General features: G+C 43.5%; 26 protein-coding genes and 1 pseudogene. 12 read left to right on the forward strand and 15 right to left on the reverse strand.

What is annotated here, in order from left to right:
* The first annotated feature begins 166 nt into the window (after positions 1-166).
* Complete coding sequence (locus tag RO21_RS02790) at positions 167-1,111, forward strand: bile acid:sodium symporter family protein (RefSeq protein ID WP_047976282.1); 945 nt, start codon at positions 167-169, stop codon at positions 1,109-1,111.
* A 33-nt stretch (positions 1,112-1,144) separates the two neighbouring features.
* Here the strand turns inward: RO21_RS02790 and RO21_RS02795 are convergent, their stop codons facing one another.
* The 4 genes from RO21_RS02795 to RO21_RS02810 all read right to left on the reverse strand — a co-directional run bounded on the left by RO21_RS02795 (position 1,145) and on the right by RO21_RS02810 (position 4,905).
* Positions 1,145-2,311, reverse strand: a complete 1,167-nt coding sequence (locus RO21_RS02795) for an efflux RND transporter periplasmic adaptor subunit (protein WP_047976283.1) — start codon at positions 2,309-2,311, stop codon at positions 1,145-1,147.
* A 79-nt stretch (positions 2,312-2,390) separates the two neighbouring features.
* On the reverse strand, positions 2,391-3,209 hold the full coding sequence (locus RO21_RS02800; protein ID WP_047976325.1) for a Cof-type HAD-IIB family hydrolase: 819 nt from the start codon (positions 3,207-3,209) through the stop codon (positions 2,391-2,393).
* Positions 3,210-3,231: 22 nt separating this feature from the next.
* Positions 3,232-4,173, reverse strand: a complete 942-nt coding sequence (locus RO21_RS02805; RefSeq protein ID WP_047976284.1) for a LacI family DNA-binding transcriptional regulator — start codon at positions 4,171-4,173, stop codon at positions 3,232-3,234.
* Positions 4,174-4,176: 3 nt separating this feature from the next.
* Complete coding sequence (locus RO21_RS02810; protein WP_047976285.1) at positions 4,177-4,905, reverse strand: hypothetical protein; 729 nt, start codon at positions 4,903-4,905, stop codon at positions 4,177-4,179.
* 179 nt (positions 4,906-5,084) lie between these two features.
* Here RO21_RS02810 and RO21_RS02815 point away from each other — a divergent pair, with 179 nt between their 5' ends.
* Positions 5,085-5,300 carry an HP1242/YdcH family protein gene (locus RO21_RS02815; RefSeq protein WP_047976286.1) on the forward strand — a complete coding sequence of 72 codons (216 nt, stop codon included), beginning with the start codon at positions 5,085-5,087 and terminating at the stop codon, positions 5,298-5,300.
* Positions 5,301-5,355: 55 nt separating this feature from the next.
* Here the strand turns inward: RO21_RS02815 and rplI are convergent, their stop codons facing one another.
* The 5 genes and pseudogenes from rplI to RO21_RS02840 form a co-directional block, all read right to left on the reverse strand.
* Complete coding sequence (rplI, locus tag RO21_RS02820; protein ID WP_047976287.1) at positions 5,356-5,805, reverse strand: 50S ribosomal protein L9; 450 nt, start codon at positions 5,803-5,805, stop codon at positions 5,356-5,358.
* Between the two features lie 15 nt (positions 5,806-5,820).
* Positions 5,821-6,048, reverse strand: a complete 228-nt coding sequence (gene rpsR / locus RO21_RS02825; RefSeq protein ID WP_005598105.1) for a 30S ribosomal protein S18 — start codon at positions 6,046-6,048, stop codon at positions 5,821-5,823.
* Positions 6,023-6,386 (reverse strand): annotated as a pseudogene (gene priB / locus RO21_RS02830) (primosomal replication protein N). Before priB ends, rpsR begins: the two are co-directional and overlap by 26 nt.
* A complete protein-coding gene (gene rpsF / locus RO21_RS02835) occupies positions 6,373-6,750 on the reverse strand; it encodes a 30S ribosomal protein S6 (protein WP_047976289.1) in 378 nt (125 codons plus the stop codon). Before rpsF ends, priB begins: the two are co-directional and overlap by 14 nt.
* A 175-nt stretch (positions 6,751-6,925) precedes the next feature.
* Positions 6,926-8,173, reverse strand: coding sequence for an NRAMP family divalent metal transporter (locus RO21_RS02840; RefSeq protein ID WP_047976290.1), 1,248 nt, complete (start codon positions 8,171-8,173; stop codon positions 6,926-6,928).
* 130 nt (positions 8,174-8,303) lie between these two features.
* Between RO21_RS02840 and RO21_RS02845 the strand changes: the two genes are divergently transcribed.
* The 6 genes from RO21_RS02845 (at position 8,304) to RO21_RS02870 (ending at position 15,237) form a co-directional block, all read left to right on the forward strand.
* Positions 8,304-8,987 (forward strand): thermonuclease family protein, encoded by a 684-nt coding sequence (locus RO21_RS02845; protein ID WP_053067699.1) that lies wholly within the window; start codon positions 8,304-8,306, stop codon positions 8,985-8,987.
* Positions 8,984-10,174, forward strand: coding sequence for an aminotransferase class V-fold PLP-dependent enzyme (locus RO21_RS02850; RefSeq protein WP_047976292.1), 1,191 nt, complete (start codon positions 8,984-8,986; stop codon positions 10,172-10,174). Before RO21_RS02845 ends, RO21_RS02850 begins: the two co-directional genes overlap by 4 nt.
* A 282-nt stretch (positions 10,175-10,456) precedes the next feature.
* Entirely contained in the window at positions 10,457-11,074 is a 618-nt protein-coding gene (locus tag RO21_RS02855; RefSeq protein WP_047976293.1) for a CDP-alcohol phosphatidyltransferase family protein, read from the forward strand.
* Entirely contained in the window at positions 11,067-12,812 is a 1,746-nt protein-coding gene (locus RO21_RS02860) for a bifunctional alpha/beta hydrolase/class I SAM-dependent methyltransferase (protein ID WP_047976294.1), read from the forward strand. Before RO21_RS02855 ends, RO21_RS02860 begins: the two co-directional genes overlap by 8 nt.
* The gene (locus tag RO21_RS02865) at positions 12,775-14,109 is read left to right on the forward strand and encodes a phosphatase PAP2/dual specificity phosphatase family protein (RefSeq protein WP_241482359.1); all 1,335 of its coding nucleotides are present in this window, start codon (positions 12,775-12,777) and stop codon (positions 14,107-14,109) included. The genes RO21_RS02860 and RO21_RS02865 overlap by 38 nt, the downstream gene beginning before the upstream one ends.
* Positions 14,110-14,304: 195 nt before the next feature.
* A complete protein-coding gene (locus tag RO21_RS02870) occupies positions 14,305-15,237 on the forward strand; it encodes a phosphatidate cytidylyltransferase (RefSeq protein ID WP_047976296.1) in 933 nt (310 codons plus the stop codon).
* A gap of 123 nt (positions 15,238-15,360) precedes the next feature.
* On the opposite strand, the gene fis is transcribed toward RO21_RS02870, so the two are convergent.
* The 4 genes from fis to glpE all read right to left on the reverse strand — a co-directional run bounded on the left by fis (position 15,361) and on the right by glpE (position 18,269).
* Positions 15,361-15,657: a DNA-binding transcriptional regulator Fis gene (gene fis, locus RO21_RS02875; protein ID WP_047976297.1), complete on the reverse strand. Its 297-nt coding sequence runs from the start codon at positions 15,655-15,657 to the stop codon at positions 15,361-15,363.
* 20 nt (positions 15,658-15,677) lie between these two features.
* The gene (gene dusB, locus RO21_RS02880; RefSeq protein ID WP_047976298.1) at positions 15,678-16,652 is read right to left on the reverse strand and encodes a tRNA dihydrouridine synthase DusB; all 975 of its coding nucleotides are present in this window, start codon (positions 16,650-16,652) and stop codon (positions 15,678-15,680) included.
* A 222-nt stretch (positions 16,653-16,874) separates the two neighbouring features.
* Positions 16,875-17,930, reverse strand: a complete 1,056-nt coding sequence (gene sohB / locus RO21_RS02885; RefSeq protein ID WP_047976299.1) for a protease SohB — start codon at positions 17,928-17,930, stop codon at positions 16,875-16,877.
* 12 nt (positions 17,931-17,942) lie between these two features.
* On the reverse strand, positions 17,943-18,269 hold the full coding sequence (glpE, locus tag RO21_RS02890) for a thiosulfate sulfurtransferase GlpE (RefSeq protein WP_047976300.1): 327 nt from the start codon (positions 18,267-18,269) through the stop codon (positions 17,943-17,945).
* Between the two features lie 161 nt (positions 18,270-18,430).
* Between glpE and exbB the strand changes: the two genes are divergently transcribed.
* The 3 genes from exbB to RO21_RS02905 are packed head-to-tail and all read left to right on the forward strand — an operon-like array spanning position 18,431 to position 20,161.
* Positions 18,431-18,877, forward strand: a complete 447-nt coding sequence (exbB, locus tag RO21_RS02895) for a TonB-system energizer ExbB (protein WP_047976301.1) — start codon at positions 18,431-18,433, stop codon at positions 18,875-18,877.
* A 47-nt stretch (positions 18,878-18,924) separates the two neighbouring features.
* Positions 18,925-19,308 (forward strand): TonB system transport protein ExbD, encoded by a 384-nt coding sequence (gene exbD, locus RO21_RS02900; protein ID WP_047976302.1) that lies wholly within the window; start codon positions 18,925-18,927, stop codon positions 19,306-19,308.
* A 4-nt stretch (positions 19,309-19,312) separates the two neighbouring features.
* A complete protein-coding gene (locus RO21_RS02905) occupies positions 19,313-20,161 on the forward strand; it encodes an energy transducer TonB family protein (protein ID WP_047976303.1) in 849 nt (282 codons plus the stop codon).
* A 32-nt stretch (positions 20,162-20,193) separates the two neighbouring features.
* Here RO21_RS02905 and trmL read toward each other — a convergent pair whose 3' ends face one another.
* Positions 20,194-20,673: a tRNA (uridine(34)/cytosine(34)/5-carboxymethylaminomethyluridine(34)-2'-O)-methyltransferase TrmL gene (gene trmL, locus RO21_RS02910; RefSeq protein WP_047976304.1), complete on the reverse strand. Its 480-nt coding sequence runs from the start codon at positions 20,671-20,673 to the stop codon at positions 20,194-20,196.
* A gap of 192 nt (positions 20,674-20,865) precedes the next feature.
* On the opposite strand from trmL, the gene uvrD reads away from it, so the two are divergent.
* A complete protein-coding gene (uvrD, locus tag RO21_RS02915; protein WP_047976305.1) occupies positions 20,866-23,055 on the forward strand; it encodes a DNA helicase II in 2,190 nt (729 codons plus the stop codon).
* Positions 23,056-23,241: 186 nt separating this feature from the next.
* Here the strand turns inward: uvrD and RO21_RS02920 are convergent, their stop codons facing one another.
* Positions 23,242-24,096, reverse strand: a complete 855-nt coding sequence (locus tag RO21_RS02920) for a thymidylate synthase (RefSeq protein ID WP_047976306.1) — start codon at positions 24,094-24,096, stop codon at positions 23,242-23,244.
* Between the last annotated feature and the right edge of the window lie 86 nt (positions 24,097-24,182).

A 24,182-nucleotide genomic window follows, 5' to 3' on the forward strand; every position in this document is an offset into this window, starting at 1 on the left:
AATTTCCCTAGGGTTTAGTAACAAGCCTATTTTGTGCCACCGCGACATCATAGCGCAATGTTGCAACATTTGCCGTAAAAAAGACCGCTTGCAGATTGATAATTTTTATTCACTTTTGCCTAATTTTCGATAATCTTGCACTCCTTTTCGTTTTTGAGATATTTTTATGAATGGATTACTAAAATTAACTCGATTTGTCAGCCAAACCTTTGCGGTTTGGGTGATTGTGTTTGCCTTGCTTGCGGCACAGTTTCCCGATATTTTCAAACAGTTTGTGCCGTGGATTCCCTATCTGCTTGGGATTGTGATGTTAGGAATGGGATTAACTCTAACGTTTAAAGACTTTGCCGAAGTAACCAAAAATCCGAAGGCCGTACTAATTGGTGTAGCAGCACAATTTATCGTGATGCCGAGTATAGCGTTTGCGTTAGTGAAATTATTTCAACTGCCGGCGGATCTGGCAATCGGGGTGATTTTGGTCGGCGCGTGCCCCGGTGGCACATCTTCAAATGTGATGACCTTTTTGGCAAGGGGGAATACGGCATTATCCGTTGCCTGTACGACAATTTCAACCCTGCTTTCCCCGATTTTAACGCCGGCAGTGTTCTATCTGTTAGCCAGCGAATGGTTGGAGATTAACGCCGCGGCGATGTTTTTGTCGGTATTGCAAATAGTATTGTTGCCGATTTTTATCGGGTTGGTGATACGGGGCATATTTAAGCAGAAAATCGCACAGGTGAGCCAAGCAATGCCACTGCTGTCGGTGATTGCCATTGTGCTGATTGTTACGGCGGTCGTGGCGGTGAGCAAAGAGAAAATTTTGGCATCGGGGCTGCTGATTTTTGCGATTGTTGCCTTACATAACGGCTTGGGCTATCTAATTGGCTATGCCTTGGCGCGTATGCTCAATCTCTCGGTCTATGATAGTAAAGCGGTTTCAATTGAAGTGGGAATGCAAAATTCAGGTTTAGGCGCAGCCTTGGCGGCGTTGCACTTTAAGGCGAACCCGATTGTCGCTGTGCCGAGTGCCGTGTTCAGTTTTTGGCATAATATTTCAGGGCCGATTTTGGCGATGTGGTTTAGCCGTCTCAATAAATCACAATCCGATTAAATCCGCCGGCTAAAATAAAAGGGGCATTGCCCCTTAAAATCTCAATCGCATATTGCCGCTGCCGACTTGCTCGCCCTCTGCCCGTTGGGTGGTGATGACCTGTTCCCCTTCCTTTAGCCCTGAGGTAATTTCAGTGTAGCGACTATCTGATAAGCCGACAGTAACCATTTTTTCCACTGCTTTATTATTTTCAAGCACTTGTACGCTCGCACTTTGCCCCTGTTTTTTCAAGGCGTTACTTGGGACAAGTAAAACCCCTTTCTTTTGCGCAATGATGACTTTGCCTTGCACGGTCATTCCGATGCGTAGGCGGTGATCGTGGTTGTTAATTAACGCATTGGCGTAATAATAAACGGCATCGCTGTTACCGGAGGCCTCTTTGTAGGTGTTATCCGTCAGGGTGGTGAGTGCCGGATCAACACTGTGGATTGTGCCTTGATAGCGCTGTTCAGGATCGGCTAACGGGGTAAAACTGACCGTCTGTTGCGGTTTCACTTGTGCAATATCGCCCTCGGCAATTTCAAATTTAATCAATGCCTTATCCACATTTGCCACTTGGACAATGATCGGCGAAGTTTGGTTTGAATTGACCGTTTGCCCCTCGGAAATCGGGATCGATACCACCACACCGTCAATCGGCGAGAGAATTTTGGTGTAGCCCAAGTTGGTTTTTGCCGTATTGACGGCGATCTGCTTCACTTGGATTTGGACTTTAATCTCTTCCAAATTGGCTTTTGCCAACGCCAAATCGTTTTGGGATTTCTCCAACTCACTTAATGAAGTGCTTTTTTGGCGGTAAAGTGTCGAGAGGCGGTTGTAGTTAGATTGCGCCACATTTAATGCCACTTGGCGAGATTGGAGCTGCGTTTGGGAAGCGGAAAGCTCGGCTTGGGCGGTATTAAGCTCATTTTGTTGCGTTTCGGAGTCAATTTCCGCAATCAGTTGCCCTTTTTGTACCGCTTGCCCCATTTCAACATAGAGCTTTTGAATTTTACCAGAAACCTGTGCTCCAACCTCGGTTCGTTGGCTGGCTCGTACCGAACCGGTCGCCAGTACGCTTTTATCCAAATCCCCCCGTGTTACCGGCTCGGTAATATAGTGGATTTGGGCAGTCTGTTGGGGGGCAAAAAATTGCTGATAAATAAAATAGCCTGCCCCCAGTAGGGCAAGCAAAATCACGATTGATTTACTTTTTTTCATTCCATTCTATTTATTTTACATAACAAGCGGTCTTTTCCGACTGATTTTTAGCAAAATAGTTCCTTGTCGGTGAACGCCGTTAGTGAATGCCGAAGGTTGCCCGTAGGTAGCTGGCGACGGCTTCGTGTTTATGATCGCCAATGATCTCATTGGCGGGCAGCGCCTGCTTTAAACGTGGGTCGGCATTGCCCATAATACAGCCTTTGCCGACTTGCGAAAGCATTTCCACATCGTTCATTCCATCACCAAAGGCAAGGCAATCCGTCAGTGTATAGCCCCGTAGTGCTACTAACTCGGCGAGCGTATTTGCTTTGCAGACATTTTTGTGCATCATCTCAAGGCATTGCGGGGTGGAGTAGGTGATTTGCAGTTGGTCGCCATAATGGTGGCGGATATGTTGCTCAATCGGTAAAAGATCATCGGCGGTTTTGCCGATGTAGAAGATTTTCTCGGTTTGCCGCCCGTGGTGCTGTTTGAAATCGATCACTTGGTAGGAAAAGCCGGAATCTTGGTGGTATTTTCGCAACTGTTCAATATCCACGTTGATAAACCAGTCGTCCCCTTGATAGCTGTTAATACAAACGCTTTGCGGATTAAACGGTGTGTTTTGCATAATCGAAAGGGCAAGCTCTTCAGGAATATGGTGATTGACTAACAGTTCTCCGGCTAAATTATTGCCCCGTGCGCCGTTTGAGGTTACTAACATCGCCTCTTTTACATCAACTTTGCTAATGATATGTTTGACATCGGGCAGGTTGCGACCGGTGGCGAAAAAAATATCGACCCCTAATTTTGCCAATTTGTTCAGGGTTTCAATCGTGAAATTGCCGATGCGGTGGTGGGCGTTCAACAGTGTGCCGTCCAGATCGGAAATAATTGCTTTAAACGGAATGTTCATCATTTGCTTCTCCTGAGTATGATCAATCTAAAAGGGCGAGCGAGACTTTGCGTTGCTCAATCTCGGCATCGCCCTGTAATTGTTTCAACAATAATTCGACCGCCCATTTGCCCGCTTGCTGATAGCCAAAATCAAGGCTGATCAAATCGGGGATCAGATAATCCAACAATTCGTTGCGACCAATCGTTGCAAGTGGTCGGTTTTGTTGTGTTTCTTGCAAATATTTAAGGCAGCCGATCGTCAAACTGCTGCTGGCGCATACAATAGCGGAAACGGGCTGCCGAAACAGTTGCGGTGCATTGCGGTAAGCGTTGTCCGCTCCAAGCGGTGTTTTCACCAAATTCGGTGAAAGATGGTGCTGCTCACAAAATTGCAAATAACTTTGGTTACGCAATTTGCCGGTGGTTTCATCGTCATTATTCACACCGAGGTAAGCAATTTCTCGATGCCCCTGTTGATAAAAACGTTGCATTAGCAGCTTGACGGCGTGTGCGTCATCATAAAACACGGCGGAAATATTCGGGTAGGGACGTGCCACCGTAACCAAATGGTACTGCCATTCATTGAGAACGGCGTGAGAGAGCTGGGAAAAGCCAAATAAAATCACTCCATTCACTTGGCGTTCTCGGAATAATTTAAAGTGCCGGCTGACAAGTTCTGGCTGAAATTGGCTTTCAACAATAATCGGGGTGATTTGTTGATGGTAAAGTGCCGGCAAAATGGCACTCAATGTTTGGGATTCCGCTGCCGAGTTCAAACGGGTAACAATAATGCCTACCACAGGCTCTCGGCTGCCCCGTATTGCTCTAGCACTGCGGTTCGGCTGAAAATTCAGCGATTTGATTACGGCTTGAATGCGTTCTCGTGTGGCGGGATTGACATTCGGATCATCGTTTAGCACACGGGACACCGTCGATTTACCGACTTGGCAAAGTTGTGCAATATCTTTGATAGTATATTTCATTCGTTAGCTGGTTGGGTTTTGCCACGTAGGGATCGGATCGGCGGGGGGTGAAATCTCTATCTCTTGATCTGCATTAGTGGGTGAAGCGTCAGGTTTTTTATCGTTTTGAGGCGCTGGTGCTTCGGGAGCTGACGTATTTGCATTATTTGGCTCGGAACTCACCGCTTGCTCGGAGGCTGTTTCTGCATCATCAGTGGCTTCACTCGGAATGACTGCTTCCGGCTTCGGCATCTGCACCACTATCGTTTCAACATTTTTTTGGCTTTCTAGCAACTTTCGCCCGATCTCCACCCGTGGATCGAGCCAAACAGAGACGACAGCATCGTTGAAGGCTTGGTTAAATTCTTCCGGTATGACCGTATCGTTAAGCACAAAATAACCTTTATCGCTCAATGCAATGTAGCTTAATTGGTCGTTTTTCTTAATATTAGGCAGAATTTTGCGGAGGCGATCGACAACCTCATCTTGATTTTCCAACGTAATGCCAAGATTAGACCACGAGCGGGCAAGGGAGATCGCAAAATCCCGTCCGTCCACCGGTTTTGCATATTTTAGTGTGAGCATTAGCGGGCGAGTGCCGAGCTGATATTCACCTGTTTCCGTAAACAGCGAGAGATTATAGATTTTAAACGGCCCCCAAACATAATCGGCCTCACTGATTTTCTGCCAGTTGGCAAATACCGTATTGGTAGCAAGCAAAAGCAGTGTCAGACAGACGGAAAGATAACGCATTCTTGATCCTAGTAAGTAAAAAATCGCAACTATTATAACGTTAAACATAATTTGTTCACATCGGGATTTTACCTGAATTTTTTGTGATCTGCTTCAAATTTTTAATATTTAGTTGTCGGCAGTCAAAATGAAAGTGTTATTATTCCAACCATAATAAATAATAACCAAAGGAGTTTTATATGTTCCCTGAATACCGTGATTTAATCAGTCAATTAAAAACGGAAGATGCCCACTTTGCACGGCTGTTTGATAAACATAACGAGCTGGATCAGCGGATTAAAAATATGGAATCGAATATTGAGCTGGCGACCCATACGGAAGTTGAAGTCTTGAAAAAAGAGAAGCTCCATTTAAAAGACGAAATCTATGCGATTTTGAGAAAAAAGGCGGCATAATTTCAAGTAGAGCTTAAATAAAAAACCCAACCTTTCGGTTGGGTTTTTTATCGGCTTATTCTGAAACGATATTGACTGTTACCGTTGTGTTCACTTCAGCGTGTAAGTGTAATTTCACTTCGTGTTCGCCAGTTGTGCGTAACGCACCTTCGGCAAGACGTACTTCCGCTTTTGTGATAGCAACGCCGGCAGCAGAAATAGCTTCGGCGATATCACGCGCACCGACAGAACCGAATAAACGACCATCATCACCTGCTTTAGAGGTAATAGCGATAGCGCCTAAGTTTGCAATTGCTGCGGCACGAGCTTGTGCTGCGCTTAATGCTTCTGCGGCTTTCGCTTCTAATTCTGCACGACGAGCTTCAAAATGTGCAATATTTGCTGCAGTTGCCATTACCGCTTTACCTTGCGGGATTAAGTAGTTACGGGCAAAACCTGCTTTAACGTTTACTTGGTCGCCTACTGTACCAAGTTGAGCAACTTTGTCTAATAAAATAACTTGCATTGTACTCTCCTTAAATTACTGATGGTTGTCAGTGTATGGAAGTAACGCAAGATAGCGTGCACGTTTGATTGCACGAGCTAATTGACGTTGATACTTCGCACGAGTACCAGTGATGCGGCTTGGAACAATTTTGCCGCTTTCAGAAATGTAGTTCTTTAATGTAGCGATATCTTTGTAATCGATTTCAACAACATTTTCCGCAGTGAAACGGCAGAACTTACGACGACGGAAATAACGTGCCATTTTGGCTTCTCCTAATCTATAAATTCAATCTGTTCGGTGTGTAATACTAACTGGTTTAAACCGTTGTAGTCTTTGTGAGTGTGGATAAAACCTTGAATTTTCACTCGAACACCGACCATAATTTGTTGGGCTATTGTACTAAATTGATTACCGCTCAAAATCACTTTGATTTTGCACCACGCTTGGCGTTGTAAATTCACTTCTACTTGGTTGGAACGATGTTCCAAATAAAAACTGTAGTGTGGGATACCTAGCGGGCTTCGGCTTTGTTTAACCCTTGTGGCAACAGTGCCGGATAGGATTAAACAGTTATCAATCGGCGAATTACTCGCCTGCATCCTCGGCTTCAACTTCAGCAACTGCTTCAGGGGCTTTACGCTCTTCCTTCGCTTTAACCATTGGTGATGCTTCTGTTACTGCACTTTTAGTGTGAACGATTAAGTTACGAAGAACCGCATCGTTATAACGGAAGTTAGTTTCTAGCTCGTCGATTACGCTTTGAGGCGCTTCTACATTCATTAACACATAGTGTGCTTTGTGAAGTTTGTTGATTGGGTATGCTAATTGACGACGACCCCAATCTTCTAAGCGATGAACTTGACCGCCTGCTTCTTTAATAGAAGCGGTATAACGCTCGATCATACCAGGTACTTGTTCGCTTTGGTCCGGATGAACCATAAAAACGATTTCGTAGTGACGCATTGACTATCCTTACGGGTTTAACAGCCTCCAACTTTAGCCAGTCATCAACCTGTGGAAGCAAGGATTAAAAAGTGAATATGACTGAACGGGCGTATTATACGCACAAAAATTTTTTTCACAAGCAGAAAAGCATCGATTGCAGATTTTTGTGCGTAAACGACCGCTTGTATTTCGGCTAACTTAGAAAGCCAAAGTTATAAGCGATAAATAACAGGGTAAAACCGGTTAAATAAATTAAGCCGATAATAGATAGCCAAAATAAACCGCCTTTGACCCGATGCTCCCCTTTGAGTACCAACGATAAATTCAAGTAAGCGAAAATCGGGGTAGAGATAAACGAGCAGATCATCGCAAAGTTAAGCATTTTGGCGACATCGCTCATAAAGACAAGAATAATCACTAAGCCGGCGACGGCGGCAAAGGTCATCCAAAGGCTTAATTGGGCTTGGGAGCTCTCTTTTTTGTTGAGTAACACCCGCAAGGCTTCGGCATTGGCACGGGAGTAGCCGTCAATCACGGTAATGGTCGTGCCGAACATACACATAAATGCTATGAATGCGATTAACAGGCTTGACCAATCGCCAATCGCATAGGCGTACATACGGATCAGTTGGGCGATATATTTCACCCCTGCTTTTTCCACGATTTCGCCTGAACCATATTGAATAATTGCCCCTAATGCCAAAAAGACGATGGCTAAAATGGCGGTGCCGATATAGCCGACATTAAAATCGAATAAGCCGTCTTGATAGCTGATTTTGTGGAAACGCTGTTTGGCGACCACCCACATTGAATTGATAGCGGAAATTTCAATCGGCGCAGGCATCCAGCCCATTAACGCCACGATAAAGCCGAGTGAGGCGAGTTCCCACGGAGAGGGTTCGACAAAATCGGGCAACATCACACTGCCTTTAAAGCTGGCGATGACGACCGCACTGACCGTTGAAACGGTTAATGCCGTCATAATCCATTTCGACAAACGGTCTAAGAAGCGATATTTGCCGAGTAACAAAATCCCCCAAGTAACGCTGATAACAATCGTACTGAGCTGTGGAATGGTAAGCGCCCACGATTTCGGCAAAATAAAGCTCAAAATAGCGGCTGTTACAATACCGACACCGGCGGTATTGATCATTGTGGCAAACACATTTAAGACAAAAAACACAAACAGGTAGAGCGTGCCTTTTTCTTTATAGCCTTCCAATAAGGTTTTATTTGAGGCGAGGGTATATTGTGCACCGAAGCGGAAAAACGGGTATTTGAACAGGTTGGCTAAAATAATGATTAACGCAAGCTGCCAGCCGTAAATCGCGCCGGCTTGGGTTGAAGCGATGATATGCGAGCCGCCTACGGCTGCCGAAGCCATTAAAATACCGGGGCCCATAGCGGCAAATTTACTTTGCCAAGTCGATTGTTGTGTCATATTGGTTCCTAATTGTTTTTGTTTTGTAAAGAATACAATTTTAGGCATAAAATTTGATTAAAAACAACAATCAATTTATTATTTGCCGTTCCGTTTAAATGCCCGATGATGATTTGTACTGGGGGAGAAAATGTTGCAACGATGGCGTATATTGATAATGAGCTTAGGATTAGGTCTGTTTTCCGCAGGGAGCAGCGCCGAGCTGCGTCATTTGGAATGTCAAGTGGTCGGTATCAGTGATGGAGATACGCTCACTTGCTTAAAAGATCGCAAACCGCTCAAAATCCGTTTACAATATATTGATGCGCCGGAAAGCACCCAGCCGTTTGGTCAGCGAGCCAAACAAGCCTTATCCGCCTTGGCGTTTAAAAAACAGGTGCGTGTTGCTGTGAGCGGTTACGACAAATATCAACGTTTGCTCGGCGTGATCTACAATGAGCGGGGCGAAAATCTCAATCTGATGTTGGTCGAACAGGGAATGGCGTGGGCGTATCGCCAAACCCAACCGAACTATCAACAAGCCGAAAGTCTTGCCCGCCAATGCCGAATTGGACTATGGCAAGCGGCAAACCCGATCAATCCGGCGGATTGGCGGGCGAACAAGCGCTCGGATCACGCCCCAATTTTGCAACATTCCCGCCCAAACGCCCCGCTTGCTGCGACGCTAAACTGCAATGTGAAACGCAGTTGTCGCCAAATGGCAGATTACAATGAAGCCTTGCGTTATTTTCAACAATGTGGTTGGAAAGAATTGGACGGCAACAATGACGGTATTCCCTGTAACAAACTTTATCGGCAGGCAAATCGCAAATGAACGCACAATTTCGTCAACAATTCCCTTTTTTTCAACAACAGCCCGAGTGGATTTATCTGGATTCCGCCGCTACAACCTTAAAACCGGCTATTTTAGGAGAGGCGACCGCCGAATTTTATCGCTCCGCCGGCTCGGTGCATCGAAGTCAGTACGATCTCGCCCAAAGCGAACGCTATGAATTGGCACGGGATTTGGTTGCCCAACGTTTTAATGCCGAAGCGAGAGAGGCGGTCATCTGGACAAGCGGCACGACACACGCACTGAATATCGTGGCAAATGGCTTGGCTGCCCGGCTTCAAGCGGGCGATGAGATTTTGATTTCCGTGGCGGAGCATCACGCTAATTTTGTGCCGTGGCAACAACTTGCCCAACAAACAGGGGCAAAATTGGTAGTGTTACCGCTCAATTCAGCCTATCAAATTGACGATGATATACTCCAAAATGCGTTGTCGGCTCGTACCAAAATTGTGGCATTGAACTTGGTGTCTAACGTGAGCGGCGTTCGCCAACCGGTTGAACGGCTTATACCGATTATCCGCCGACACAGCGAAGCGATCATCGTATTGGATATTGCCCAAGCGGTGTGTAGCGAAGCGATTGACGTGCAAGCATTAGATGCCGATTTTTACGCCTTTTCCGCCCATAAAATGTACGGCCCGACCGGTGTCGGCGTATTGATTGGCAAAATGCAACGTTTGGCACAATTACGCCCGCTGGTTTTCGGCGGCAAAATGCTACAAGAGGTGAATGCAGAACGGTTAATTTTGGCGGGTCTCCCCTATCGCCTTGAAGCCGGCACGCCGAATATCGCTGGTATTATCGGCTTTGCCAGTGTGTTGGAATGGCTGAATGAATGGGATTTTGCAATGCTCAATCAAGGGCTTTATAAGTTGGCTGCCACCCTCTACAAGCGGTTAGATGCTTATCCGAACGTGCAAATTATCGGGCAAGGTACCCGCCCGACCTTGAGCTTTACCGTGCAAAATCAGCACCACGCCGACCTTGCCGCTATTCTGACCGAGCAGCGAATTGCCCTACGCAGCGGCGAGCATTGTGCCAAGCCCTACTTACGCTACCTCAACCAAACCGGCACACTCCGCCTTTCCCTCGCTCACTACAATAATCAACACGATCTCGAACGGTTTTTTGAGGGGGTGGGCTTGGCTTTAGCAATTTTGGAAATATAGGTGTAAAGTTGATTTTACAACCTATTTTTGTCGTTATAAAATGGATAAACTTTCTATACTTGTAGATAAAAATTATAAGTTGTATTTAAACTATACTTGCTTTTTCAGATGTTATTTAATTATCTATCAATTTTTTCTTTATTATAGCTTTTAGCATAGTGCCTTTCCTAAATGTTTGCAGGTATCTATTCGCTTGATAAGCTCTTTCAGAGAGAATATTTGCTTTTTTAATATGCATCAGATATATTTTGATAAAGTCATTCTAAAGGCGAAAGGTAATTAATGAGTATTTATCGGCTCAAACCTGGTTTTCAAAAGTTATTACGGCCATTGGTAGGGTATCTTGAAAAAAGGGGGATTACTGCTAATCAAGTTACTTTATTTACCTGTGGTGTATCAATTTTATTTGGTATAGTTCTTTCATACTTTTCTACTGTTCCCTATCTATTTTATCTATTACCTCTGTGGCTGTTTTTACGTATGGCATTAAATGCAATAGATGGTATGTTGGCTCGGGAATTTTATCAACAATCTGCGCTAGGTGGATATTTGAATGAAATTTCTGATGTAGTAGCAGATATAGCTCTTTATTTGCCTTTTGTTTTTGTCTCGCCTTTTTCTCCTGAATCAGTATTTGGGTTTGTTTTATTATCAGTTATAGTTGAATTTTGCGGTGTATTAGGGCAAATTCACGGCAATGGGCGCCGTTATGATGGACCTCTTGGCAAAAGTGATAGGGCGTTTGGAGTTGCTGTACTAGGGGTAGCATATGCATATTTCGGTGAGTTACAACTCTATTTTAGCAGCTTATTTTGGGTTGCAAATATAGTACTTATTTTGACTGCCTATAATCGTGTGAAGCAAGGGTTGAGTATTTCTAAGGAAAATGTTGATGATTGAACAAGAAAAATTTTTTAAAACAGCAGATAATACAGAGTTATTCTATCGCTATCGCCCCGCTAAAAAAGGTGGTAGCAATAATAAGGCGATTATATTATTCCACCGAGGACACGAGCATTCTGGGCGAATAATGTTTGTAGCAGATGAAATTGGTTTTGATGATTTTGCTTATTTTGCATGGGATGCTCGTGGGCATGGTAAAAGTCCGGGTAAACGTGGTGATAGTCCAAGTTTTGGTACCGCAGTTTCTGATATTCAATCATTTTTTCAACATATTGAGCAAATCTATCATATTGTTCCTGAAAATATTTGTGTTATTGCTCAAAGCATTAGTGCTGCGTTAGTTTCAACTTGGTTGCATGATTATGCTCCTAAAATTCGTTGTGCTATTTTGGCAGCGCCTGCATTTAAGGTTAAGCTGTATGTACCATTTGCACGTATAGGCTTGACTTTGTGGTCAAAGTTGCGTGGTAATTTTTTTGTTAATAGCTATGTGAAAGCGAAATATCTCACCCACAATCAAGAGAGTCAAGAAAGTTTTAACCGTGACCCGTTGATTACCCGGGCTATTTCCGTCCGAATGTTGCTTGGTTTATACAAAACAGCGGAGAGAGTTGTTTTAGATGCACAAGCGATTACTACGCCAATTCAGCTCTTTATTTCAGGGGATGATTGGGTGGTAGATAACAAACCGCAGCATGATTTCTATAATCATCTTGGCAGCTACATAAAAGAGCGGCATATATTAGATGGTTTTTTGCATGATACTTTTGGGGAAGAGAATAATTATTTGGTATTTGAACCAATGAAGCGTTTTATTCGGGAACGTTTTGATGAACCTTTACAGATTGTAGATCGTACCTGTGCACATATATTCGGCACAAGTCGTCTTGAAGCGGATAAACTTTCTACTCCATTACCACCTTATTCACTAGAAGGACTCTTTTGGGCAAGTTATCGAGCTTTGATGAAACTGGGAGCTCGTTGGAGTGAAGGACTGCGTATTGGGCAAGTAATGGGTTATGATTCAGGTAGTATGTTGGATTACGTTTACCGAAATCAACCTCAAGGTACAAATGCATTTGGGCGTCTTGTGGATAAGCATTATTTAAATGCGATTGGTTGGCGTGGTATTCGCCAGCGTAAAGAGAATATTGCTAAAGCTATTAGATTGGCTATCTGTAAATTGCGTGAAGTGGACAAAGCCATTCATATCTTGGATATTGCTTCTGGGCATGGACGTTATGTGTTAGATGCATTGACTGCCGAAAATTGGCCAGACTCGTTACGATTACGAGATTACAGCCCTGTTAATGTTATGGTTGGACTTACTTTGATTAAAGAGAGAGGTTTGCCAGGAACAGTTACTTTTAATGAAATAAATGCTTTTGAATCTACGTATTATGAAGATCTAAACCCACGTCCTACTTTGGGTATTGTGTCAGGCTTATACGAGTTGTTTACTGATAACGATTTAATTATGTGCTCTCTTAATGGTTTGGGTTCTACGATTGAGCAAGGTGGTTATTTGATTTATACAGGTCAACCGTGGCATCCTCAATTAGAATTGATTGCTCGTTGTTTAACAAGCCATAAAGAAGGAAAGCCAAATTGGGTTATGCGCCGCCGTAGCCAGCAAGAGATAGATCAATTAGTAGAGAAAGCGGGTTTCCGTAAAATACATCAATGGATTGACGAAGATGGTATCTTCACCGTTAGCCTTGCGATTAAAAAGTGAAATGATAGATGCTCGAACTCGATTGGGCTACTTATTGTGGAGTAGTGGAGTATTCTATTTCAGTTATGGATTGACCAATTTTTTAACATCTCTTCGTGAAGATGTTCCTGAAATAGTCTTTGATTGGGAGTGGGATATTCCATTTTTAGCTTGGACGATTATACCATATTGGTCACTTAATTTGCTCTATATTTTTCCGTTTTTCCTGTGTCAATCCCGTGCTCAATTGCATAATTATGCCGCACGTTTATTGCTAGGTCAGAGTATTGCTATTCTTGGATTTTTGTTTTTTCCATTACAGAACACTTGGATAAGACCAGAAACCGGTGGTGTTTTCGGTTTTTTATTCCAATCTCTAGAAAGTTTTGATCAACCTTATAATCAAGCTCCTTCATTACATATTATTTTGACGATTGTAGTGGGAGGATTTTATTGGCGATTATTGCCTAAATACAGGTTGCTGCTTTGCTTATGGTTAGGGGTGATTGCTTTTTCTATTCTCACGACTTACCAACATCATTTTTTAGACTTACCCACAGGAGCATTAGTTGGTTTTTTGGTGATGTGGTTATTACCAGAAAATGGTATTAGCCCGATTTTTGTAAAGCAGTCGCAAAATTTAGTTGCTTATCATCGCCGTTTGATTGGTTTTTATAGTATAGGTATGGTAATTTTTGCCCTATTAGCATTTTGGGGTGGCGTGTGGCTATGGAGTTTATGGGGCAGTTTATCGCTCGGATTGGTGGCATTTGCCTATTGGCGTGGTGTATTAATTTTCCAGAAAAAGCCAGATGGTAAATTGACCTCTGCATCATACTTGTTGCTATTGCCTTATCTCATTGGAGCAGGACTTAATATCGTCTATTGGTTATATGGAAAGCAGAAAAGCTCTCTTGTTTTTGGAGGTGTTTCAGTGGGGAGTATTTTAGCATCTTGCGAATTTGATGCAGTGCTAGATTGTTGTGGTGAATTGCCTATTACAGCACCTAAAATATATGAGCAAGCTCTTATGTTAGATTTAGTACCTCCCAGTGTTGATGAACTCTGTAAAGCAGCGGAAAAATTAGACCGGTTGCAACGTGAAAACGATCGTGTTTTGGTTGCTTGTGCTTTAGGATATGGGCGTAGTGTAGCAGTAGTACTGACATGGTTACTTGCTACTAGAAAAGTGGAAGAATTAAATGAAGCTATTTTTCTTATGAAAAATGCTCGTCAAAAAATAATGCTATCGGATTATGTTTTGCATCAGATTGAAAGAGCAAGCCAAGCTTTTCAAGCAAGGAGAGTTTGTGAATAATGAACAATTACAGGAAAAATTATTTGGGGCTAATCTACTACAGCTCCTTCATTTTTATTAAAGCATCTAGGATAACTGTTTGTGTCCTTTACTATCTATATTTATTCGGGCTTGAAAAGGTGTCTCTAAGCCTTTCTTAAGCGAACTATGTGTGTTGCTAGTATTAAATCCTAATCCTTTTGAGGATATTGAGTAATGTGGTCTCAAATCAATTTAATTTTTTTCGTGGTGCTTTTATTATTGGTTGGTGCAAGTGTCGTTGGGAAATTACTTAAGAACAAATATGGTGAAGAGAATAGTACTATTGCTAATTTAGTTTTACGGATCAATGCATGGTGGGTAATGGTAAGTGTACTGTATATTGCCTTTGTGTGTGGTCGTATAGGTGTAACGATTTTATTTTCTTTCATCTCCTTTGTTGCTCTACGTGAATTTATGACAGTGATTTACCAAAAATGCTACGACCATAGTATGGTTGTCTGTCTTTACTTACTGTTACCCATACAATACTATTTTGTATTAGTACAATGGTATGGAATGTTCTCTATCTTTATTCCTGTGTGCGGTTTTTTACTCTTACCAATTGTAGGTAGCCTAAGTGGCAATACTGAGCAATTTTTGGCTCGTACTGCTAAGATTCAATGGATTGCTATGATTTGTATTTTCTGTATTTCTCATGTTCCCGCTTTACTTTTTCTGAATTTAGAAGGATTTCAGTCTGAAAATAATATTTTATTAGTAATTTTTATGCTTACTACTGTACAAGCAAGCGATGTATTACAATATATTTGGGGTAAGTTAATAGGTGGTACAAAAATTATGCCGGGCCTTTCACCAACTAAAACTATTTCTGGTACTGTAGGCGGAGTTATTTCAGCTACCTTTATTGCTATCTTGATGTCACCGATTACGCCGTTTAGCTACTGGCAGGCTGGATTAGTTGGGTTTATTATTTGTATTATAGGCTTTTTGGGAGGATTGGTGATGTCCGCTATTAAACGAGATTATGGTGTAAAAGATTGGGGCAAAATGGTTAGTGGACACGGAGGTATACTTGATAGAATGGATTCAATATGCTTTTCAGCACCGATTTTTTTTCATATTCTTCGTTATTACTGGAGTGGATAAAATGAGCTCGTAAATCTTGCAATGACTTATGGAAATATTATTTAAGTTTATATGAATTTTAGTCAATAAAAGCGCCTTTTTAGAAAGCGCTTTTTTATTGTAGTTGTGCTATTTTATTATCAATTAGCCCATACCGTATTTTTTTAATTTTTTGCGGAGTGTGCCGCGGTTGATGCCTAACATTGTCGCAGCACGAGTTTGGTTGCCACGGGTGTATTGCATTACCATATCAAGCATTGGGTATTCGATTTCAGATAATACTAATTCGTATAATTCTGTTGGATCTTCGCCATTTAATTGCGCCAAATAATTTCTTACCGCTTGTTTTACGTTTTCACGCAATGGTTTATTAACTTGTTGTGCTTGAGCGTTAAGCATTGATACTGTTAATGGGTTTTGTGTAGATGGTTGTTCTAACATTGTTCTCTATCCAACTTTCGTTAAGATTCTTGATGAATCGATTTCACAAAATCTTCTAATGCAATGAGCTGTTCTTTGGTTGAATCTAATGCATTAAAAGTACGTCTAAAATTTGCATTGGGTTTTAGCTGTTCGAGATACCAACCAACGTGTTTTCGAGCTATCCGATAACCTTTTTGTTCACCGTAGAATTGGTGAAGGTCTTGGATATGCTTTAACATCAGTTGGCATTTATTATCCAATGATAATGCCGAACCGAGATCTCCTTTCTCTAAAAAACGTCCTATTTCCGAAAATAGCCAAGGACGACCTAAACTGCCCCTGCCGATCATTACCGCATCGGCTTGTGTGTAATCAAGCACTTGTTTTGCTTTTTCGGCGGAGGTGATATCGCCATTTGCAATAATGGGAATCGAAACTGTCTGCTTTACCGCTTTGATGCTGTCATATTCCGCTTCGCCTTCAAAGAGACAACTTCGTGTGCGTCCGTGAATGGTGAGGGCGCTAATACCAGCTTGTTCAGCAATCTGTGCGATCTCAAGGCAGTTTCGGTTTTCGGTATCCCAACCGGTTCTTATTTTTAGTGTCACGGGGACATCTACGGCATTGACAACTGCCTCTAATATTTGAGCGACTAAATCGGGTTCACGCAAAAGGGCTGATCCAGCCATTTTTTTGTTTACCTTTTTTGCCGGGCACCCCATATTGATATCAATCATTTGAGCGCCGTACTCAACATTAATTTGCGCCGCTTTTGCCATTTCGGTGGGATCCGATCCCGCTATTTGTACAGCATTGATGCCGATTTCTCGATGATGCGCAAGACGCAGTTTCGATTTTTCGGTATGCCATACATCAGGGTTAGTGGACATCATTTCCGAGAAGGTTAAACCTGCACCTAATTGACTACACAGCCGTCTAAACGGTTGGTCGGTTATCCCTGCCATCGGTGCGAGGAAAATACGATTTTTGATTTCATATTGTCCTATCCGCATCGTTTTATCCATTGGTGAAAGCTAACGCCGATCAAAATGATTTCCAAATAAGAAAGTACGGTAAAAACCGTACTTTTCTTTCCCTTGCCAAAAAATTTCGATAAAAATTTTCTGATTTAAGGGTGCATATAATACGCATTTTTTATGCGTTTGGGAAGTCTATTTATTAGACAATTTTGATATAAAGACAAAATTTTTCAACTTTTTTGTACTTTCATCATATTACAGCATTGTGCTGCGGGTTTTGTGTAGCAGTTTTGCCACCAAGTTTTCTAGGCTGCTTTCCATTTGCTCGCCAACGCGTTGTGATAATTTTTTCTTTTGCTGATATTTTAGCTCGATAACCTGTTTATCTTTGACGGCGGTAAGAATTAAATCATCGCTGGTAGCAATATCGTCAATCAATTGCAGCTCAAGAGCTTGCTGCCCGAACCAATGTTCGCCGGTGGCAATTTTATCCATCTCTAATTGCGGGCGGTGTTTTGCTACAAATTGTTTGAACAAGCGGTGCGTTTCGTCCAATTCTTGCTGAAATTTTTGTTTGCCTTTCTCGGTATTTTCACCGACCAAGGTAACTGTGCGTTTGTATTCGCCGGCGGTCATTACATCGACATCAATATCATGCTTTTTCAGTAGGCGGTGAATATTCGGTACTTGCGCAACCACGCCCACTGATCCGATCACAGCGAAAGGGGCTGCCGTAATTTTATCCGCCACGCACGCCATCATATAACCACCGCTAGCAGCAACCTTATCAACGGCAATATGGAGACGTAACTTGGCATTTTTTAACCTTTGTAGTTGAGACGCCGCTAAACCGTAGCCGTGTACCACACCGCCGGGACTTTCCAATTTCAGTAAGATTTCATCTTTTTCGGGATTGGCAAGCGCAAGCACCGCATCAATCTCTTTGCGTAATCCGTTTACACCGCTGGCGTGAATATCACCTTGAAAATCCAACACAAACAGGCGGGCTTTATCCTGTTCCGTCTGTTCGCCGTTTTCTTTTAAGCGTTTCTTTTCGGCTTTCGCTTTTTCTTTCTGTATTTTCTTTTCCTGTTTCGCTTGCTGTTTGAGCTCTTGCTCGCTTAAAAAGAAACCGTTTAATGCTTTTTGCTGTTCTTCGTACTTTTCGGTTAAGTCGGTCATCTGAATTGTGCCGTTATCCGGCTGCTTTCTTGCCTCCAATATCATCATTACGATAAAGGCGATGACACCGAATACCGTCAGTAATTCCAGTAAAAAGATCCCATAACTCAGCAATATGTCTTGCCACATTTTTCTCTCCTTTTAATAGCCTTGTTCAATCGGTAATGCGGCTCTGACCCAACCTTCAAAACCGCCTTTAACGCTATACACCCGCTCAAAGCCTTGCTCGACTAGAAATTGGGCGGTATTGCGGCTGCTCACCCCGTGGTAGCAACTGACGATAATCGGCTCGTCATAATCATATTCATCTAAGAACGTGCCGTAACTTTGGTTGGTGAGGTGAAATGCGCCTTGCGGGCGGCTATAACTAAACCGTACCGCATCACGAATATCCACCAGCACGGCATCTTCGTTTTGCATCATCTCCCACGCTTGCTGTGGGGTGATCTCCGTAAAAGTGTCTTGCATAGCATTGCCTATTTCAATGTTAAATCGGCGAATATAGCATTAAACAAAAAATTGTAAACCTATTAGACAGATTGAATTTTTGCCCCAAGAGGATATAATACGAACTATTATCAAATGCGTACAATCGGTACGCTTTTTATTCTTTCAGGGACAAGCAGTTTATGGATCAACTTTTTCAATTCTTACAAGCCTACATTGATTACATTATTTTGGGATTATTGGCGCTGATGAGCATTGTCTTATTTGCGAAGGTGATCGAACGGATTTTGTTCTATAAGAAGATCAAGATTGAACATTATCAAACATTGGAAGAATTGGAAATCGATCTCACCCACAATTTAACCACGATTTCCACCATCGGTTCTAATGCTCCTTATATCGGATTGCTTGGTACTGTCATTGGGATTTTATTAACATTCTACGAATTGGGGCATTCCGGTGGTGAAATTGATGCCGCCTCGATTATGGTGCATTTATCCTTAGCGCTCAAAGCAACGGCGGTCGGGATTTTGGTCGCCATTCCGGCAATGATGTTCTACAACGGCTTTGGACGCAAAGTGGAAGAAAACAAACTCAAATGGCAGGCAAATGCCTCTCGTGTGCAGTAACAAGCGGTCGGTTTTCGATACAAATTTGCAATATCACGGGGTGCAGAGTGAAAAAATTTGACGAAATTAATATTATTCCCTTTATCGACATTATGTTGGTGCTATTGGCGATTGTGCTGGTTACCGCTTCGTTTATCTCGCAAGGTAAAATCCAAGTGAATATCCCGAAAGCCAGCACAACCCAAGCGATGAAGGCAGATGAATTGGCGAAGTTATTGACGATTACGGAAAATAACGACTATTTCTACAATGATCGACCAATCAGCAAAGAGGTTTTAAGCCTTGAAATTGCAGGATGGGATAAAAATCAAAAAGTTACCCTCAAAGTTGATGCGGCGGTCGCATTTGAAAAATTTGTCGAGCTCACCGATTTATTGGCGGCAAATGGCATTAAGAATGTCGCGATTGTTACCAAAAAAGACGCAAAGTAGTGCTATGAAAACACATTCTCGAATCGGTCTTGCCCTCTCTATACTTATCCATACCATCGCTTTCGGTGGTATATGGGCGATTGCCGCACACTCCGAGCCTAAAATCGCACGGGACGAAGTATCTAGTATTTCAATGGAAATGTTGGCTGCCAGCCTTGAGCAGCCTCAAGTTGCGGTTGCCGCAGAGATTGAGCCGGAATCCGAGCCTGAAGAAGTTGAACAACCTGAGCCTCAACATCACCCAGAACCTGAATCAACCGTACCCGAACCGCAACCGATTAAGCCAAAACCGATTGAAAAACCTAAGCCTAAACCGCCCGAAAAACCAAAGGTGAAGCCAAAACCGGATACACCGAAGAAAGTACAGGTTCAAGAAAAGAAACCTAAACAGGAGAAAACCGAGAAGCCGGTTAAAGCACTTGAAAAGGGCAAAGAGAGCAAGCAGGGTATTGTGGCAAAAGCCGTGCCGAATGCAACGCCGAGTACGAAGACACAGGCTGGTGTTGCCAATGCCACTACAACGGGACAAGCTGCCGCCGGTGTGCAAAAGAGTGTCGCAGGCAGTGATGAGATTAACGCTTATAAAGCATTATTAAAACGGACATTGCAACAGCGGGCGAATAATATGTATCCGCAGCGTGAAAGAATGATGCGTAAAGGCGGGATTGTTACGGTGAGCTTTCACTTTTCATCGGCAGGTGAAATTAGCCAAGTGAGCGTGGTTAATTCTTCCGGCAACAGTAATTTAGACAATGCAGCGGTAAGAGCGACGCAAACGACCCGAATGAGTAGCCCGCCACCGCCAAATTTCCCTCGTACATTTACTGTGCCGATTAAATTCTCCGTTCAATAATATAACGCCCCTGATATCAGGGGCATTTTCGATTAAATCGGCTGTTTGGGCACAGCGTTTGGATAGCCGAATTGTCTCCACGCTTCATATACAACCACGGCTACCGCATTGGATAAATTCATACTGCGGTTGTCTTTACACATTGGAATCCGAATTTTCTGTGCCATTGGCAAGCTATCTAAAATTGTTTGGGGAATGCCACGGCTTTCGGGGCCAAACATCAAAAAATCGCCCAATTCATAACGGGCATCGCTGTGGTTGGGTTCACCTTTGGTGGTTAAGGCAAACAGGCGTTTAGGTTTGGCTTTTGCTAAGAAATCATCAAAATTGCGGTATTTTTGGATATCGACAAACTCGTGATAATCCAAACCGGAACGGCGTAGCTTTTTGTCATCCCACGCAAAGCCGAGGGGTTCAATAAGATGGAGCCGAAAACCGCAGTTTGCACATAATCGGATAATATTCCCGCTATTTTGCGGAATTTCTGGCTCATATAACACAATATCTAACATAATACTTTTTAAAATCAGGTACGAAGTCGTTTTCCGTCATTCTTTATTTATAATTGATATACTAAATTTTCCTTAGTAAAAACACAAGCGAGAACTTTTATTCTCACTTTTATCTAAAAGCCTTTTCCAAATGATGAACGACTGGGCTATAATAGCCAAAATTTACTGTATAAAAGCACATTAAGAGGCGATATGACGGATTTCTCTTTATTATTGGACGGGCTGAACGATAAACAGCGAGAGGCGGTTGCCGCTCCGATCGGCAATTATTTAGTCCTTGCAGGTGCGGGCAGCGGCAAAACCCGTGTGCTGACCCACCGCATTGCGTGGCTGATTGGGGTGGAGAACGTGCCGGAATCCAATATTTTGGCGGTAACTTTTACCAATAAAGCCGCCGCAGAGATGCGTCATCGGATTGAATACACCCTTTCCCAATCCAGCGATCACCGCCTGTTCGGAATGTGGGTCGGCACATTTCATAGTGTAGCGAACCGCTTGTTGCGAGCCCACTATCTTGATGCGCAGTTGCCCCAAGATTTTCAGATTATGGATACGGAAGATCAGCAACGCCTGATAAAACGTTTGATGAAGCTACACAATATTGATGAAAAACACTATCCGCCGAAGCAAGTGGCGTGGTTTATCAATGCACAAAAAGATCAGGGCTTACGGGCGAAGGATATTTTGTCTCAAGATGATGAACACGGTAAAGTGTTGGTGCAAATCTACCAAATTTACCAAGAGGCGTGCGATCGTGCCGGCTTGCTGGATTTTGCCGAGTTGCTGATCAGATCTTATGAGCTTTTTAAATTTAACCCATTGATTTTAAAACGTTATCAGCAACGTTTTCAGCATATTTTGATTGATGAGTTTCAGGATACCAACCATATTCAATATAAGTTAATTCGCCTGCTTGCCGGCGACAGCGGTAAGGTGATGATTGTCGGCGATGATGATCAGTCGATTTACGGCTGGCGGGGGGCGCAAGTCGAGAATATCCAACGCTTTTTGGACAATTATGCTCAAGTACAGACGATCCGCCTCGAGCAGAACTATCGCTCTACCGGTCATATTCTCAACTCGGCAAACGCCTTGATTGCCAATAATAACAGCCGCCTCGGTAAAAATTTGTGGACAGACAGCGGTGATGGAGATCCTGTGGAAATTTACTGTGCATTTAATGAGTTAGACGAAGCCCGCTTTGTTGCCTCGCAAATTAAACGCTGGACAGAAGACGAAGGCGAGCTAAATGAATGTGCCGTTTTGTACCGTAGCAACAGCCAATCCCGTGTGATTGAGGAAGCCTTTATTCAAGCGAATATTCCTTACCGTATTTACGGCGGAATGCGCTTCTTTGAGCGCCAAGAGATTAAAGATGCGCTTGCCTATTTGCGCCTGATTGCTAACCGTCAAGACGATGCCGCCTTTGAACGCATTGTGAATACGCCGCCCCGTAGTATCGGCGACCGTACCCTCGATGCGTTGCGTCAGATCACGCGCAGCCGTCAGCTCACGCTTTGGCAAGCAATTCAAGTGGCAATCCAAGAGGAGCATTTATCCGGCAGGGCAGCCGCAGCATTGTTACGGTTTGTGGAGCTGATTAACGCCCTTGAGCAAGAAACCGAGCAAATGCCTCTGTTTGAGCAGACGGATTTTGTGATCAAAAAATCGGGCTTATATGAAATGTATCAGCAGGAAAAAGGGGACAAAGGCGAAGTGCGGATTGAAAACTTGGAAGAGCTGGTAACCGCCACCCGCCAATTTGTCAAACCGGACGAAGCCGATGAAATGAGCGATCTGACAGCGTTCCTTACCCACGCGTCGTTGGAAGCGGGCGAAACCCAAGCCGCGCCAAACCAAGACTATGTGGAAATGATGACGCTCCACTCTGCTAAAGGCTTGGAGTTTCCTCGTGTGTTTATGGTCGGCGTCGAAGAAGGCATTTTCCCAAGCGGAATGAGCCACGATGAAGGGCGTTTACAGGAAGAACGCCGTCTTGCTTATGTCGGCATTACCCGTGCTAAACGAAAATTAACGATCAGCTATGCTGAAAATCGCCGGCTATATGGCAAAGAAGAACGCCATCTGCCTTCACGCTTTATCGCCGAGCTGCCGGAGGAACATATCCGAGAAGTCCGCCTGCGGGGGAATATCAACCGACCGGCGAATTTTGCCAACTCTCGAGTAAGACCGAATACTGACAGTGGTGTAGAAAATAAAGCCGAATGGCAAATGGGGCAAAAAGTCCGCCACGAAAAATTTGGGCAAGGCACGATCATCAATGTCGAAGGCGGCGGCGAACAGACCCGCTTGCAAATTGCTTTCGTTCAACAAGGGATCAAGTGGTTAATCGCCAAAGTAGCGAAATTGGAAAAAATCTAAATTGATAATACAAGCGGGCAGTTTCGACTTGTTTTTTGCACTATGGTGGCTTGAAATAAGTTGTGTGAATAGTGGAGACGAGTATCTTGTATAAAATATCCGCCGTGCTGTGAAAGCATTGCTTAAATTTCTCGGCGAAAGTTCCCCATTGCAAAAAAAGCGGTCAAAACCGACCGCTTGTTGTGATTAGACGGAAAACGGGTATTGGATACTTGGGTGGTATTGGTAATCCTCCACCTGAAAATCATCTAGGCTGACCCACGTTTCGAGATCGTCCAGGGACTTAATCTCCGGATTGATGATCAATTTTGGGGCGTGGAATGGGGTTCGTTTCAGTTGTACATCGCGCATTAGTGCGAGCTGATCCTCGTAAATATGCGCATTGACGATTTTATGGAAAGCCTGTCCCGCTTGATGGCCGGTAATTTGCGACATCAATGCCAAGAAAGTGTAGCACTGGATCATATTCCAATTTAGCCCAAGCGGAACGTCCGCAGAACGCTGGGTGCTGTTCAGGTAAAGCACGCCGTCAAGCAGCGAAAAATGGTGGCTGTGCAGGCACGGGCGGAGGCAACCCATATGAAACGCACCGGGGTGGTAAAAGGTGTAAATTTCGCCTCGATTGTCCACACCACGTTTGAGATCATCGACAATTTGACGCAGTAAATCGATAGTACCCGTGCCGTCAGCTTTCGGAAAATTGCGTCCGACTGCACCATATACCAGCCCCATATCATCTTCACCTTTGCGGTAAGGATTGGCTCGCCACGCGGCATTTTCATTCGCATTGGCGTCCCACGATTTTGTACCGAGCCGGCGAAAATCGGCGGCGTTATCGTAACCACGGATATAGCCGAGTAATTCGGCGATGGCGGCTTTCCAAAAGCTCTTGCGAGTGGTAACTAACGGAAATTCGCCATTGGCAACATCATAGGTTAAATCGGCGTTAATCACGGTTAGACACCGTTTGCCGGTACGTTCATTTTCGACCCATTTGCCCTGTTCGACAATGCGTTGGCAAAGTGCTAAATACTGCTTCATTTTAAATGCTCAAAAAAATCAAGAAATTTCGCTAGTTATTCGGTAGAATGGGCTAGCTGTCCAATTAAAATGGAAGGAGTATAGCA

It is taken from the genome of Muribacter muris (genome assembly GCF_001038205.1).
GTDB lineage: Bacteria > Pseudomonadota > Gammaproteobacteria > Enterobacterales > Pasteurellaceae > Muribacter > Muribacter muris.

Bases quoted from the DNA above. Each gene is read 5' to 3' on its own strand.
- RO21_RS02850 (WP_047976292.1), top strand. From the start codon at position 8,984: ATGAACGCACAATTTCGTCAACAATTCCCTTTTTTTCAACAACAGCCC.
- rpsF (WP_047976289.1), bottom strand. From the start codon at position 6,750: ATGCGTCACTACGAAATCGTTTTTATGGTTCATCCGGACCAAAGCGAA.
- uvrD (WP_047976305.1), top strand. From the start codon at position 20,866: ATGACGGATTTCTCTTTATTATTGGACGGGCTGAACGATAAACAGCGA.
- RO21_RS02865 (WP_241482359.1), top strand. From the start codon at position 12,775: ATGGTATCTTCACCGTTAGCCTTGCGATTAAAAAGTGAAATGATAGAT.
- RO21_RS02860 (WP_047976294.1), top strand. From the start codon at position 11,067: ATGATTGAACAAGAAAAATTTTTTAAAACAGCAGATAATACAGAGTTA.
- rpsR (WP_005598105.1), bottom strand. From the start codon at position 6,048: ATGGCACGTTATTTCCGTCGTCGTAAGTTCTGCCGTTTCACTGCGGAA.
- RO21_RS02840 (WP_047976290.1), bottom strand. From the start codon at position 8,173: ATGACACAACAATCGACTTGGCAAAGTAAATTTGCCGCTATGGGCCCC.
- sohB (WP_047976299.1), bottom strand. From the start codon at position 17,930: ATGTGGCAAGACATATTGCTGAGTTATGGGATCTTTTTACTGGAATTA.
- RO21_RS02855 (WP_047976293.1), top strand. From the start codon at position 10,457: ATGAGTATTTATCGGCTCAAACCTGGTTTTCAAAAGTTATTACGGCCA.
- RO21_RS02905 (WP_047976303.1), top strand. From the start codon at position 19,313: ATGAAAACACATTCTCGAATCGGTCTTGCCCTCTCTATACTTATCCAT.
- rplI (WP_047976287.1), bottom strand. From the start codon at position 5,805: ATGCAAGTTATTTTATTAGACAAAGTTGCTCAACTTGGTACAGTAGGC.
- RO21_RS02790 (WP_047976282.1), top strand. From the start codon at position 167: ATGAATGGATTACTAAAATTAACTCGATTTGTCAGCCAAACCTTTGCG.
- RO21_RS02815 (WP_047976286.1), top strand. From the start codon at position 5,085: ATGTTCCCTGAATACCGTGATTTAATCAGTCAATTAAAAACGGAAGAT.
- RO21_RS02805 (WP_047976284.1), bottom strand. From the start codon at position 4,173: ATGAAATATACTATCAAAGATATTGCACAACTTTGCCAAGTCGGTAAA.
- RO21_RS02920 (WP_047976306.1), bottom strand. From the start codon at position 24,096: ATGAAGCAGTATTTAGCACTTTGCCAACGCATTGTCGAACAGGGCAAA.
- RO21_RS02800 (WP_047976325.1), bottom strand. From the start codon at position 3,209: ATGAACATTCCGTTTAAAGCAATTATTTCCGATCTGGACGGCACACTG.
- RO21_RS02810 (WP_047976285.1), bottom strand. From the start codon at position 4,905: ATGCGTTATCTTTCCGTCTGTCTGACACTGCTTTTGCTTGCTACCAAT.
- dusB (WP_047976298.1), bottom strand. From the start codon at position 16,652: ATGCGGATAGGACAATATGAAATCAAAAATCGTATTTTCCTCGCACCG.
- glpE (WP_047976300.1), bottom strand. From the start codon at position 18,269: ATGCAAGACACTTTTACGGAGATCACCCCACAGCAAGCGTGGGAGATG.
- fis (WP_047976297.1), bottom strand. From the start codon at position 15,657: ATGTTAGAACAACCATCTACACAAAACCCATTAACAGTATCAATGCTT.
- trmL (WP_047976304.1), bottom strand. From the start codon at position 20,673: ATGTTAGATATTGTGTTATATGAGCCAGAAATTCCGCAAAATAGCGGG.
- RO21_RS02795 (WP_047976283.1), bottom strand. From the start codon at position 2,311: ATGAAAAAAAGTAAATCAATCGTGATTTTGCTTGCCCTACTGGGGGCA.
- RO21_RS02870 (WP_047976296.1), top strand. From the start codon at position 14,305: ATGTGGTCTCAAATCAATTTAATTTTTTTCGTGGTGCTTTTATTATTG.
- RO21_RS02845 (WP_053067699.1), top strand. From the start codon at position 8,304: ATGTTGCAACGATGGCGTATATTGATAATGAGCTTAGGATTAGGTCTG.
- exbB (WP_047976301.1), top strand. From the start codon at position 18,431: ATGGATCAACTTTTTCAATTCTTACAAGCCTACATTGATTACATTATT.